The organism is Streptomyces sp. NPDC050508, assembly GCF_040655155.1.
GTDB lineage: Bacteria > Actinomycetota > Actinomycetes > Streptomycetales > Streptomycetaceae > Streptomyces.
Genome location: NZ_JBFAJJ010000007.1, coordinates 358,131 through 372,368 on the forward strand (window position 1 = coordinate 358,131; position 14,238 = coordinate 372,368).

The 14,238-nt window shown below is 66.8% G+C and carries 6 protein-coding genes and 2 pseudogenes; 4 read left to right on the forward strand and 4 right to left on the reverse strand.

From position 1 onward, the window contains the following. Positions 1-362 precede the first annotated feature (362 nt). From AB0I69_RS22540 to AB0I69_RS22550, 3 genes are all read left to right on the forward strand, one after another. Positions 363-6,830, forward strand: coding sequence for an RHS repeat-associated core domain-containing protein (locus AB0I69_RS22540; RefSeq protein WP_363097408.1), 6,468 nt, complete (start codon positions 363-365; stop codon positions 6,828-6,830). Between the two features lie 126 nt (positions 6,831-6,956). Then, entirely contained in the window at positions 6,957-7,607 is a 651-nt protein-coding gene (locus AB0I69_RS22545) for a hypothetical protein (RefSeq protein ID WP_363097409.1), read from the forward strand. A gap of 307 nt (positions 7,608-7,914) precedes the next feature. Continuing rightward, positions 7,915-8,583, forward strand: a complete 669-nt coding sequence (locus AB0I69_RS22550) for a hypothetical protein (protein WP_363097410.1) — start codon at positions 7,915-7,917, stop codon at positions 8,581-8,583. Positions 8,584-9,188: 605 nt separating this feature from the next. Here the strand turns inward: AB0I69_RS22550 and AB0I69_RS22555 are convergent. The 3 genes and pseudogenes from AB0I69_RS22555 to AB0I69_RS22565 all read right to left on the reverse strand — a co-directional run bounded on the left by AB0I69_RS22555 (position 9,189) and on the right by AB0I69_RS22565 (position 12,012). Beyond that, positions 9,189-9,615, reverse strand: a pseudogene (locus AB0I69_RS22555) (hypothetical protein). A gap of 549 nt (positions 9,616-10,164) precedes the next feature. After that, entirely contained in the window at positions 10,165-11,325 is a 1,161-nt protein-coding gene (locus AB0I69_RS22560; RefSeq protein ID WP_363097411.1) for an ImmA/IrrE family metallo-endopeptidase, read from the reverse strand. A gap of 33 nt (positions 11,326-11,358) precedes the next feature. Continuing rightward, positions 11,359-12,012: a hypothetical protein gene (locus tag AB0I69_RS22565; protein WP_363097412.1), complete on the reverse strand. Its 654-nt coding sequence runs from the start codon at positions 12,010-12,012 to the stop codon at positions 11,359-11,361. A 232-nt stretch (positions 12,013-12,244) separates the two neighbouring features. On the opposite strand from AB0I69_RS22565, the gene AB0I69_RS22570 reads away from it, so the two are divergent. Next, on the forward strand, positions 12,245-12,883 hold the full coding sequence (locus AB0I69_RS22570) for a hypothetical protein (RefSeq protein ID WP_363097413.1): 639 nt from the start codon (positions 12,245-12,247) through the stop codon (positions 12,881-12,883). 796 nt (positions 12,884-13,679) lie between these two features. Here the strand turns inward: AB0I69_RS22570 and AB0I69_RS22575 are convergent. Next, positions 13,680-13,949 (reverse strand): annotated as a pseudogene (locus tag AB0I69_RS22575) (VapC toxin family PIN domain ribonuclease); the annotation flags it as partial. Positions 13,950-14,238: the final 289 nt, after the last annotated feature.

Consider the following 14,238-nt stretch of genomic DNA (forward strand, 5'->3'; position numbering starts at 1 on the left):
CGGATCGGCCGGGCGAAGACCTCGGCGAAGCGCAGTGCCGCGTGAGGTACGGCATCGGATTCCTGGCTGCGGGTCTCAGCCGACGGGCTGGCCCAGCGGCGAATGCAAGTGGCCGTCCGGGCCCCGAAAAGATCAATTCAGCAAGCTGACGCCCTATGTGACCAGCCATCCGAAAAGTAGCGACATTTCCATGTCGCGTATCTGGCAAGAGATTCCCGAGCGGCAATTCCTGGACGGTTGTCGTGGGTGCGTTCCGTTGCGTCTTCAAGATCGACTTCATCGACTTCATCGTCATCCGAAGGAGCAAGTTCTTGCCAAGGACGACAGGTTCACGCGCCCGGACGGGCGGGCGAGCGAGACCCGTGGGCTCCCTGATACGCGGACTGACCGCCATGACGGCGGCGATCTCCGTGATCGTGGGCCTCACCAGTACGGCCGAAGCGGTCTCGAACCACCGGCAACCCGGCTTAACTCAGGTCAAGCCGGTCCCGGTGACCGCCGTACGCTCCCACTACGGCCCCGTCCGACACCTGGCCAACTCGCCCTCGCCGAAGGTGAAGTGGCCCAGCGGTACCGCTGCCTTCGCCGCCGCCGCGACGACCGCTGCGGCCCCGACGGCAACGGGCGGCACTGCCGCGAAGACGCATGCGGCATCCGGCGCACGGCTCCGGGCGGGAAGCCTCCCGGTCTGGCTGGCCCCCTCCTCCGGCCTCAGCCTCGACCATGCCTCAGTGCGCGTCCTCCCGCAGCGGACCGGGCAGTCGGCGGGTGTCGATGGAGTGCTGCTCAAGCTGTCCGGGCTGCCGAGTGGCAGCCACGGCAAGGTCGAAGTCGGCCTGGACTACCGGGACTTCACCGCCGCATTCGGCGCCGACTGGGGCTCACGACTACGATTCGTGCGGCTGCCCGACTGCGCCCTGACCACGCCGCGACTCGCCTCCTGCCGCACCCAGACTCCCGTGGCCTCTGCCAACAGCACCACGACGCAGGCCCTTTCGTCCCCGCTCACCCTCGCCAAGAACAGCGTGGTCCTGGCTGCCACCGCCGCCCCGAGCGGCGGTGGCGGTGACTTCACCGCCACCTCGCTCAAGCCCTCCGGCTCCTGGCAGGCTGGCGGCAGCACCGATGCGTTCACCTGGTCCTACCCGATCACCGGACCCAGCGTCCCCGGCGGACTGACGCCCAACCTCTCACTGGGCTACGACTCCCAGAGCGTGGACGGCCTGACCTCGTCCACCAACAACCAGGCCTCGGTCGTCGGCGACGGCTTCTCGCTGCCGAGCAACTACATCGAGCGTTCCTACGGCTCCTGCCACGACAACCCCAGCGGCACCACCCAGACCTGGGACAATTGCTGGTCGGCCGACAACCAGCTCACTCTCTCGCTCAACGGCACCACCACCACCCTGATCAAGGACGACACCACAGGGGACTACCGGGCCCAGGGCGACTCCGACGAGCGCGTCGAGCGGCTGACCGGAGCGACCAACGGCGCCCAGAGCGGCGAATACTTCCGGGTGACCACGTCGAACGGCACCCAGTACACGTTCGGCCTGAACAGGCTGCCGGGGTGGGCGTCGGGGAACACGGTCACCAACTCGGTGCTGACCGAGCCCGTCTACACCACCGACTCGACCCAGCCCTGCTACAACGCCACCTGGGCCAACTCCTGGTGCCAGCAGGGCTACCGCTGGATGCTCGACTACGTCAAGGACACCCACGGCGACGTGATGTCCTCCTTCTACACGCCGACCACCGCCTACTACGCGCGCAACCTAGGCAAGACCGCCGACACCCCCTACGTGCGCGACGCGGTGCTCGCGAAGATCCAGTACGGCCAGCGCGACGGCTCCGTGTACTCGACCAGCCCGGCCGGCCAGGTCACCTTCACCTACAACGGCCGTTGCAACACCTCCGCCACCGGGTGCGCCACCTCCACGCTGACCAGTTCCACCGCGTCCAACTGGCCGGACGTGCCGTTCGACCTGAACTGCGCCAGCGGCGCCACCTGCTCGGCCAACTCCCCGACGTTCTGGAGCGAGAACGAGCTGACGGGCGTTCAGACCCAGGCGCTGGTCGGCTCCACCGAGACGAACGTCGACTCCTGGGCGTTCACCTACTCCTTCCCCGCCACCGGGGACGCGACCACGCCCTCGCTGTGGCTGAATTCGGTGACCCGCTCCGGCCAGGACACCTCCGCCGGCGGTTCCACGTCGGCGCTCGCCATGCCGAAGGTGACCTTCTCCGGCGCGCCGTTGTCGAACCGGGTGGACGTGACCGACGGCTACCCGCCGATCACCCGTTACCGGCTCAACACCATCACCACCGAGTCCGGCGGCATCATCAGCGTCGGCTACTCGACCGCCGCCTGCAGCGGCGGCACCCCGAGCGACGCCAGCCAGAACACCTCCCTGTGCTACCCCGGTTACTGGACTCCCACCGGGCATACCAGCCCGATGCTGGACTGGTTCAACAAGTACATCGTCACCGCGGTCACCCAACAGGACCCGACCGGCGGCGGCGTCAACGACACCATCGTCACCCACTACATCCCGGTGGGTACCCCTGCCTGGCACTACGACGACAATCCGCTGACCCCCACCGCCCAGCGCACCTGGAACCAGTGGCGCGGTTACGGCGGCATGAAGGTCACCACGGGCACCGCGCCCGACCCGGTCACCGAGAGCGACTACACCTACTTCCGCGGCATGGACGGGGACACCTTGCCCGGCGGCAAGACCCGCTCGGCGACCGTCACCGACTCCCGCGGCGATCCGCCGGTGGTCGACTCGGCCCAGTACACGGGTCTGACGTACGAGGCGATCCTCTACAACGGGCTGAACAGTGGAAAGGTCGTCAACGACACGATCACCGCACCCTGGAGCAGCGACGCCACCGCTGTCCACGCGCTGTCCGGCGGGCTGCCGGCGCAGAAGGCGTTCCTGACCGGCCAGAACGCGGTCGATGTCTTCACGCCGCTGGCGTCCGGGGCCACCCGGGAGACCGAGACCGACTACACCCACGACTCCTACGGCCGGGTCACCAAGGTCGACGACAAGGGCGACGTATCCACCGCGACCGACGACCTGTGCACCACGGCGACCTACGCGGACAACACCTCCGCCCGGATCCTCGACCTGGTGGACGAGACGAAGACGGTGTCCGTCAATTGCTCGGCCACCCCGACGCTTCCGGACGACGCCGTCAGCGACAAGCGGGTCTACTACGACGGCTCCGGCACGCTGGGCGCCGCACCCACGGTCGGTGATCCCACCTCGACCCAGCAGGTCACCTCGTACAAGGGGTCCACCCCGGTCTACTCGACCATGTCGTCGCTCACCACGGACGTCTACGGCCGAACGCTGACCAGCACCGACGCCGACCAGCGGACCACCACGACCGTCTACACTCCGACCACCGGCGCCGCACCCACCACCGTCGTCTCCACGGACCCGCTGCAACAGACGCTCAGTCAGACCTACGACCCGCTGCGCGGGTTGATGCTGACGCAGACCACCGCGGCCGGCTACGTCACCAAGGCGCAGTACGACGCGCTGGGGCGGATCACCGCCGTGTTCCGGCCCGGGATCACCGCCGCCGCGAACAAGTACAGCTACACGCTCGCCGCCGACAAGCCGAGTTCCGTCGTCACGCAGACCCTGAATGACGACGGCAGCTACCGCAGCAGCGAACTGCTGATGGACGCGCTGCTTCGGCCTCGCGAAACGCAGATCGCCACCGTCGACGGCGGCCGGGACGTCACCGACACCGTCTACGACACCAACGGCTGGGTGGTCAAGACCACCGCCCCCTACTACACCACTGGCGTCCCCAGCTCCACGCTGGTGCAGGCGCAGGACGGTGACGTCCCCTCAGAAAGTGGCTTCACCTACGACGGCGCCGGACGCAAGACCGTGGCCACCGCCTATGCGCTGGGCACCGCCACCTGGAACACCACCACCGTCTTCGGCGGCAACTTCACCACCACCGTGCCCCCGAAGGGCGGCGTGGCCGAGACCACGATCACCGACGCCCGGGGACGCCAGACCGACCTGTACCAGTACCACGCGGGCGCCCAGGCCGACCCGGTCCACGACGCCGCCTCGGACTACTCGGACACGCACTCCACGTACTACCCGGACGGACACCAGGCCAGCCAGACCGACCCGGCAGGCAACACCTGGACCTGGACCTACAACCTCCTGGGCGACCAGGTCGCGGCGACCGACCCCGACTCCGGTGCCTCCTCGGCGACCTACGACAACGCAGGCCAACTGCTCACCACGACCGACGCCCGGGGCGACCAGGCCCAGTACGAGTACGACAAGGACGGCCGCAGGACCGCGGCCTACGACATCACCGGCAATGCCATCCCGTCGACCGCCAACCAGGTCGCGGCCTGGACGTACGACACGCTGAAGAAGGGGTACCTCACCTCTTCCACCTCCTACCAGCTGGGTACCACCAGCGCCTCGGTCACCAACGCGGTGCTCGCCTACACCGGCATGGGCGAGGTCGCTGCCTCGAAGACCACGCTGGCCAACCTGCCGAGCAACGTCGCGGCGCTGGCGCCGTCCGCCGGCTACACGGAGGCCTACACGTACAAACTCACCGGTACGCTGGCGAGCCAGCAGGACCCGGCGAGCGGCGGACTGCCCGCGGAATCCGTCAACTACGGCTACGACCAGTACGGTCAGGTCACCAGCGTCGGCAGCACCGGCACCGCCGCCTGGACGTACGTCTCCGCCATCGGCTACGACGAGTACGGCGACCCGCTCCAGTACTCCATGGGCCCGACCACCAGCTGGGTCGATCTGACCCTGAAGTACGACCCGCAGACCGGCCAGCCCACCGACGCGAAGACCACCGACTCCACCAGCGGCACGGTCGTCGACGACACCAGCTACACCTGGGGCAACTCGGCCGTCTCCAAGGGCGCCGGACTGCTCACCTCCACCACCGACAGCCAAAGCGGCGGCTCCGTAGTCGACACCCAGTGCTACGGCTACGATTGGGCGGCCCGCCTCACCGCGGCCTGGACCGCCACCGACAACTGCGCAGCCACACCCGCCACCGGCAGCAGCTCCACCGTCGGCGGCACCAACCCCTACTGGCAGACCTGGAGCTACGCCGCTGACGGCCAGCGCCAGACGCAGACCGACCACGACACCACCGGCAACAGCGCCGACGACACCACCACGACCTACCACTACCCGGCCCCGGGCTCCGCGACCGACCAGCCGCACACGCTCGGCAGCACCACCGCCACCGGCCCGGCAGCCTCCGCGAACACGGCGTACTACCACTACGACGACTCCGGCAACACCACCTCGATCCAGGGCGGAGCACTGGGCGACCAGACCCTGACCTGGAATCACCAGAACCGGCTGGACACCGACACCACGTCGGCCGGCGCCACCAGCTACCTTTACGGCCTCGACGGCGGCCTGGTGCTGCGCACCGACCCGACCCAGGCCACGCTCTACCTGGGCGACGAGGAACTGGTGGAGAACACCGCCACCAAGGCGGTGACCGGCACCCGCTACTACTCCGTCAACGGCACCACCGTGGCCGCCCGCTCCAGCAGCGGGAACATCCAATACCTCATCCCCAACCGCCAGGGCACCGACTACCTGTCCGTCGACTACCAGACCCAGGCGGTGACACGGCGCCAGTACCTGCCCTTCGGCGGAACCCGCGGCACGACCCCGGCCACCTGGCTCGGCGACAAGGGCTACGTCGGCGGCACAACCGACACCACCACCAGCCTGGTCAACCTCGGGATACGCGAGTACGACACGCAGACCAGCCGCTTCATCAGCCGCGACCCGCAACTGGAGGCCACCGACCCCTCACAGCTGACCGGCTACGACTACGCCGCCAACAACCCGGTGACCGGCAGCGACCCGACCGGACAGAGCTGGTTCAGCTCCCTGTCCAACGCGGTCTCCAGCTTCGCCGACACCGCCCAGCAGGTCATCGACCGGACCAACGGCCCCATGGCCGCACTCGGCTTCGGGCAGTTGCTGCTCGGCGCGGCAGCGGACGGCCTGGGCGGCGCGCTCATGCTGTCCGGCATCGGAGCGCTCGGACCGGGCGAGGCACTGATCATGGCGGGCTCCGCACTCGCCGTCTCCGGCTCCGCCACGGTGGCCACCGCCGTCGCAGCGCCCAACATCGCCTTCGCCGTGCAGAACGGTGATGGCGGCGGGGGAGGCGACGACGGGGGTGGGTCCGACGGCTCGTCCGCCGAGGATTCGGGGCGGGACGCGGACGCACAAAGGCTGCGAGAGGAGCACAAAGGCGAAGACCGGGAGCCGCAGCTCACCCTGGACAACGCCTACCGCGCGCTGGACGGTGCCCCGGAGGGAACCCGGTCCCGGATGATGCCCAAGGAAAACGAGATCCACAGAGAAGATGAGCAGTCCGAGAACCCCGACCTCGAATACCTCGACCAGCAAGGTGACATCGTCGGCTACGGCGAGGTCAAGACCATCGGGAAGCCCAGCAAGACATCATTCACCCGCCAACTCAAGGAGGCCGTCAAGCAGTTGCGCTGGCGTCAGGACGAGATGGGTGGCACGGACGTCAACGAGATCTTCATCCAGGTTCCTGACCTGGCCGATCCGCCGGAGATCAAGCAGTGGGTCCGGGACTATCAGAAAAAACGAGTACAAAACGGGAGCAGTCTGGACAAGATCCGTGGATATCACCTGCGGGTCTACAACGAAAGCGGCACCAAACTCGGAGACTTCGACCTCGGTAGTAACGCCGACGAAGGCCACGTCGAGGGGCACACCTACTATTCACCGAACGGGTACTCCTACTGAACCGCCTACGGCTGTCTGACCCCAAGATCTGATCCCCGGAACAAGGGCGGACGCGTACGGCGACGCCGCGTCCGCCCTTGTCCCTGTCCCCGAAAGGCACGTTTCTTGGCCTCAATTCTCTATCCAGTGCTCGAATCCTTTCCCGACGCCACAAGTGCGCTGGCGCGGGCGCGGGCGATCATGCGGGATCTGGCCGACTGGTCCACCAACCCCTGGCCCCAACTGGAACCGATCAAGACAGCCGAGCAGTACACGTACGCTCTTCGTTCCTTCGACACCGCCCGCATAATCGCGGACCGGGATCCCGTCGTCTTTCCCTTCCTGGACGAACTCGTGCGCCGTGACGCCATCGCGTTCGACGCGGAGCAGCCGAAGTCCTGGCTCACGGCTGACCTACGTCTCAGCCCCATCCTGGCCGACCTCTGGCCGCTACCCGAGGGCGTGATGCTCTCCCTGGACACGACCGTGCCCTTCGGTACCGCCGACACCGAGCCCGAGGACATCGCCACCGAGGAGGAACTGGACCGGATGATCTCCGTGCTCGGGCCACTGAGCTTGGACATTAGCTGGAACTGTGGATGGCGCGGCCTGGCGGAGCTCAAAGACTGCGGCATGCAACTCTGTCTGAATACCGTCTGGGGCGAAGAGGCCTCCGAACTGTCCCTCGGTGAGTTCGGTGTCTGGATTCGACTCGGCACCCGCGTCGCCTGGACGCCCGAAGGCGAAGTTTGGCGCCGGGCCTCGGGACTCCTGCTCGGTGAACCCCAGCAGGGCTGATGACTCGGACGCCCGGAGTCCTACGCCTCGGTGGAGGCGAGGCTCCCGAAGCCACTGGTGCGGGGCGGCGCGGAACATGCGCGTGAAGTAGTTGTGGTAGGGCAGGCCGTCTGGCGGGCGATCTCGGCAGCGACGCCGCCGAAGGCCGTGTCGAGAGACACACTTGCTACTCACCGAACGGGTACTCCTACTGATGCGCCTGGTGTCGCTGACTGACACCAGGCTGCAACCCGGAGCAGGGGCGGACGCATACCGTGAAGGCGCGTCCGCCCCTGGCCCTGTTCGAAAGGCACGTTTCTTGTCCTCGATGCTTTACCGAGTACGCGAGTCCATTCCCGACGCGCCGAGTGCCCTGACGCGGGCGCGGGCGATCTCGCGCGACCTGGCCGACTGGACCTCCTTCCCCACGCCCCGAATGGAGCCGGTCACCACAGCCGAGCAATACGCCTACGCCCTCTCCGCCTTCGACACCGCCCGCATCTACGGGAACCAGGCAGAACCCGGAGTCAGACCCTGCCTGGACGAACTGCGGCGCCGCACCGTCGTCACGTTCGACAACGAAGAGCCGAACTCCTCGTTCGCCGGCTACGCGATACTCCGCCCCGACCTGATCGATCTCTGGCCGCTGCCCGAGAAGCTGACTCTCACTCTGGATTCGACCTCGCCCTTCGGCGATCCCTACAGCGAGCCTGACCCCGACTGCACCGAGGAGGAACTGAATGACATGGTTCCCGTTCTCGGACCGCTGTCTCTGAACGTGGACTGGGACTGCGGCTGGCGCGGCCTGTCCGAGTCCAAGGACTGCGGTGTGCAACTCTGCCTGAACAGTGTCTGGACGCGGCAGATCGCCGTGCCGTCGCCCGGCGAGTTCGGCGTCTGGATCTCCCTCGGCAACCGCATCGCCTGGACGACCGAAGGCGAGAACTGGCGCCGCGACTGCGGACTCTCGCTGGGCGAACCCCAGCAGGGCTGGTGACTCGGACGCCCGGAGTCCTACGCCTCGGTGGAGGTGGGGCCCGCGAACCACTGGTGCGGGGGTGACGCCGAGGCGGGGCGGAACACGTGGGCGAAGCAATGGGGTCGGGCAGGCCGCCTGGTGGTCTTCCCCTGCGACCGGTAAACCGGTGCCGGCAGCCAGCCCGCCTCGGCGAGCTCAAGGGTTCCCTCTGCCAGTCTGCACGAAAGCGCCGACAGCCTGGGCGACTTCGACCTCGGCAGCAACGCCGACCGAGGCAACGTCGAGGTACATACCTGCTGTTCTGCTGAACAGGTGCTCCTGCTGAGCCGCTGGCTACTGCTGTCCGACTTCAGGCTGTAATCCGAGATAGGGGCGGATGCGTACCTTGAGGACGAGGCCGCCCCTGGTCCCGTCCGAAAGGCACGTTCCTTGCCCTCGACGCTCTACCGAGTACGCGAACCCTTTCCCGACGCGGTGAGCGCGCTTTCGCGGGCACGGGCGATCATGCGCGACCTGGCCGACTGGACGGCCGAGCCCTGGTCTCAGCTGGACAAGGTCACCACGGTCGAGCAATTCACCCACGCACTTCGCCGAGGCGATGATCTATTGGTCGATGACGCTGCTCATGACCCGCCGCCTGGCCCGGACGCACCCTGAGCGAGCGTGAACCGGCCGGGTTGCCGCTCGGCCAGCCAGCCCCGCGCGACCAGACGTTTCGCCTTCGACCGCAACGCCTCCACCTTGGCCCGCACCGCGTCCAGACCGAACATCACGGCCAACTCCTAGCAGGTCAGTGGCCCTTGACCGAGCCAGTCACGGTCCGCGAGCGCGGTGAGGATGCGCTGATAGTCCACCGACAGCACCGACCAGGCCAGCCAGCCCCTCACACCACACCGGCACGTGCGGCCTCGACCTCGCCGCAGTCGGCGCTGACAATGTCCCCTCGGCCCGGGCGTGGCTTTGCGCGGGCTCGTCCACGGGGGCCAGTACCTCACCGACCCGCGAGCAGGATATGGCCCACTCCCGCCATTCCCGCTCGGCCACGGCCAACTAGGCCTGGACGCGATCGGCTTCTTCCCTCAGCCCATCCACGCGACGGCGGGCGGCGATCTCGCGCTGTTCCAGCAGCCCCACAGCCGACGGCATCCACGACTTCCACCGGAGCGACGACACGACACGCCATCACTCCCACCGGCTCACCGGAACTATGCCTGACCAGAGAAAACGCGATCCTCAAGTCTGGAAAGACAACGGCTTCTCAGGATTTCAGTCCAGGTCGGCCTCGTCATCTGGCTGGCCGCTAGAAGAAACCAACGCGGCGGAATTGACGACAAAGCGGCGTGAGTGTGCCAAGGGAAGGCGTCCAGGCCGCATACACCAGAGAGCGACCAGCGGCGAGCTGCTTCGGAGACTGGTGGCGCGAGATGCTCAGGTGCGTCAGGTCGTCCCAAGTAGTTACCAATCAAGCTGCAATTGGAGTGGTCCACTACGGCGTATCCCTGTACAGCGAGCTTTCTGCGCAAGCCTTCCAGGCTCATGTGGTGCTGTCTCTCCTTCTTATGAAGGGTTACGTGGTTGAGGCCGCAAAACCTGTTCAGTTCAGGCTCGACGTAGTGTGACGACGTTGCTGGGGAGCGAGGAGTGTGCTGTCTTGGCATGCTCCTGGACTACTGCCGGGGCTTCCCTCAGGCCAGAGGTGATCTGTTCCATCAGGTCGGGGGCCCAGCCGCCGGTGAGGGTGGTGAAGAGGTCTGGGGTAGGCCGTTGTTCCAGGCCGCGTTCAGCCATGACGGCGAGGAGGCGTGGCCGCTCGGGTTCCAGGTCGGCCCATCCGGGTTCCTGGATCCTCCAGGTGACTCCTGTGTGGGGATCGCGGCGTGCGGAGAGCTGCTTGAAGAGGCCCGTGGCGCGGTGTTCCTCAACGAGCCCGAGGTGTTTGCCGTGCGTGATGATCGCCGCGAGTGACATTTTCCAACGCTGCTTCAGCGGCATCAAGGACGTGAGTGTGGCGGCGCCGGGCCACTCCTCGCGGAGCATGTCGGCGGGAAACAGGAACTCGTTGGCAAAGCGGTTGGCTGCATCTTCGTCCACCTCGCCTGTGGTTCCACGATGCAGGATCAGGTGGCCGGCCTCGTGGGCGATCGACCAACGCGTGCGCTCCCACGAGTTCACCGGCCGCGCGACGATCAGGGGTTGCTCGTGAAAGTCCCCACCCCATACGGAGAAGGCGTCGTGTCTGGCGTCTGGCATGTCGACGTCGGCGACGGCAACGGGTACGCCGGCGCGTTCAAGCGTGTGGATGACGTGGGGGATCGGCTCGGATTCGGGAAGGTCGAGTGCCTGACGGGTCTGCCGGGCAGCCTCTTCGGGGCTGATGTCCTGGCGCAGTGCCATCGGCAGGCGGAGAGGGGGCTGCGTCGCGTGTTCGCCGAGGGCAGCCACCAGTTCAACGATCATCTCGGCCAAGGTGGTGAGAGCGTCGATCTGCGCCACCTTGATCGACTTCTTGCTGCGGAACAGCAGAGAACCGCGGTGAATGGGCAGCCCCGGAGGCTGGGAGAAGAACTCGGCGGGAAACCTCAAGCGGGTCGCGAGAGTTCTGAGCTTGAGACGCGGCATGTCCGTGGACGTCGAGCGTTCGAGCGCGGTCCACGCCGAGGGGGACATGTCCAGCATCTGCGCGAGAGGCTTGATGGGGCTGTGGCGGATCGTCCGTGCCTGACGGACGCGATATCCGTAGACAGCGATCGTGTCAGCCACAGCAGCCCATCTCCATTGTCTATCTGTGAGGGGCTACGCCTGAGTTGGTGTATCCCCTGTTCCGTCGGCTTCCCGAGGGTGGCGCCGGTCGACCAGGTCATCGAAGTCGTCGTTCACCGCGCTCGCCGCGGTCGCAACGTTAGCGTGCTTCAAAGTGGCGAGAAGAGGCACCTCCGTCGAGGCGCAGACGGTCATCGGAGAGTGGTTGAGTTCGTCGAGGTCGTCCACGATGACAGCCCTGAAGTCGGCCATGAGGTCACTCGGGTCGATGTGCCATACAAGAACGGGGGTCAGGCCGGAGTCCAGATCGTCGCCGTCGGCGTCGAAGATCGGGGGCTGGTGGACGTCGGGAGGGCGGTACGCCGCTGCGTTGAGCACGGGCGGCTCCTTGGCCTTGCGGACGCGTATTTCGTGGCCGGTGCGCTTCTCACGGAGACACACTGAGCGGTTCGGCTTCTCCACGAGGGTGAACTTGCCTGACTCGAAGACTGGGTTGGCGACGGCGAGCAGGACGCGGTCACGCATCTCCATGGCCACCACCGCCCCCTGCACGCCCTCTGGGATTGGGCGTTTCTTCCGCTCCGCCTCCATGGCTACAGCGAGGCTCTGTTCGCAGTACTCACGCATTCGGGCCAGGTCCACCGCATTGCGCTCCACGAACGCATCGAGCCACGACTGTGGGTTCATGTGTGAAATTTTCGCGATGAACCCATATTCCGTCAACTCGGTTCTGGAAAAACTGAGTTGACGCAGGGTCAGGCTGCCGCATTCCGAGACGAGTTGCCGCAGGTCGGAACGGAGCGGTGGTCGCCAGGTATTTCCTAAAGAATCTTGTGACGCTCAACTGGACCTGTGGCCCCGAAGCGACCGGGCGTACGCGAACTGCTGATGCGCCGTGGCTAGGAGCCAGGCGGACGTCGTGGCTGCGGCCGGAATGGTGACCTCGGTGATGCGCGTGTGCGGGTGCGACTTCGGGATGGACGGCCAGCGGATCACCGGCTTCGTCTGTAATTCCGGCCCACAGGCTCTGTGGCCGCAGTTCCGTGAGTGCGTCGGGAAGTGCCTGTTCCAGGAGGTGGGCCACCCTGTCCATGACGCCTATGTGGGCAAGCCTCAGCCGGTTGCCGCAGCCCGCAATTCGGTGACCTACTTCGACTCCCCTCATGCGGCCCGGATCTGTGGCTGCGGCTGTGGGGCGCCGGTCACGCTCGGTTGGTTCCTGACCGGCCATGACCAGAAGGCCCTGCATGACCGGGCGGCCAAGATAGGTACTGTGCACCAGTTCATCGAGTGGTTCGACCGCACGTATGCCGAGGGGGAGCGGGCCATGGTGTCCCGCGTCGTCTCCATCGTTCCTCATACGAATGCCAAGAAAGCGTGTAGTGCGCATGGTGCCGGGGCGGGCTGTACGCGGCTGGTCGCGGACGTCGTGTTGAGTGACGCGGGCAGCGAGCGCGTCGAGTGGGCCGTCTGTGCCCGCTGGCTCAAGGAGAACTCCGACGCATACGCTTGGCTGCAGCGGCACCCCGTCGAAGCGGCCGAGCTGGACGCGGACTGATTCCGGTCCTGTAGCTCGGGCTCTGTGTATACGCGTTGCTCGGTGAAAGTGCTCCCAGAGGCTCCGCCCTGGCACCCTGGGGTGGAGTCTCTGCGCGTTGGAAGGGAAATCCGCTGCGCGTGGGTTCGATTCCTGTCCTTGAGCTGGCGCGATCGTCCGCTATCTCGTCGGCGCGATCTTGCCGGGCCTCATTGAGGCCGAGTTGAGGCCGCAAGGACAGGAACAGACTGACAAGTGCTGACTAGCCCCAACACGGATGACCGCATCTGACCTGCGAAAACGTCAAGGATGAGCGTTGATCGGCAAGGACCGCCAAGATCCTCAAAGGACTCATAATCCGTCGGCCGTGGGTTCGAGTCCCACCCGCCCCACCATGCTCTCCTGTGACCTGCGGAAACGTCTCATCTGGGGGCGCCGATTCAGGGCGTTGGTCCACGGGGCTGAATCCGCTGCTCGTGAGTTCGACTCCGTTGCCGTCAGCGTTGGTTGAGGTCATTGTGGCCTGCGCAGATGTATCAGCCCACGGCTGGAGGATGGCGTCGTGGGTGGGCTGTGCGAGCGTCTGGACGTCGCATTCTGGACGCTGGCTGGACGCGAGGATCCGGAAGTGGTGTCGCCCGGTGACCCCTGGGTGTCGGGAGACGGCCCTGGCCAACGCGGACTGACTGCCAGGCGGCCCGGGTCGGCCAGAAGCTCGGTACTCGTCGGTGCCGCGCGAGCTCTACTGCCTGAGGTCGATCGTGCGGGCGGTGGTTTCGAAGTCGCGGTCGTTGTGGAGGAGGGTGAGTCCCGCCTATTCCGCGGCTGCGGCCATCAGCAGGTCGACGGGGCCCGCGCTGCGGTGTTCACCCTTGGCGGTCAGCTGTTCCTGGTTGACGCGGGAGCGACGGTAGACGCCGTCGGGCATGGGGCACCAGGCGTAGTGGGCGTCGAGGGCCGTCTTCAAGCAGGTGCGGTCCGTAGCGGAGCGGGCCGAGTAGAGGACTTCCGGTTCGGTGGCGGTGTTCTGGCGGAGGAGACCGCGGGCGAGGGCGGAGGTGTCGATGAGGCAGTCCGTGACGGTCACCCGTGTGCCCCGGTGCCCCGGTGCCGCGGTCGTCGGTCTCCGCGCCCGCGCTCGTGGGGCGGTATACGCGCTTGTTCAGCAGTAGGTCGATGTCCAGAGCGCCCTCGGCCACCAGTTCGCGGGCCTCGTCGAGTGTCCGGAGGCGCCGGCAGCGGGCCGTGACTTTCCGCGGCGGGTGAAGGGCATGGCGGCGTCGGTTCTTGCGCCGGATTGCCGGCGGATCGTGGCGGTGCTGGAGTCGGAGGCCGGCCGGGAGGGCATGCGCTGCCGGCAACTGGCCGCAGTCCTG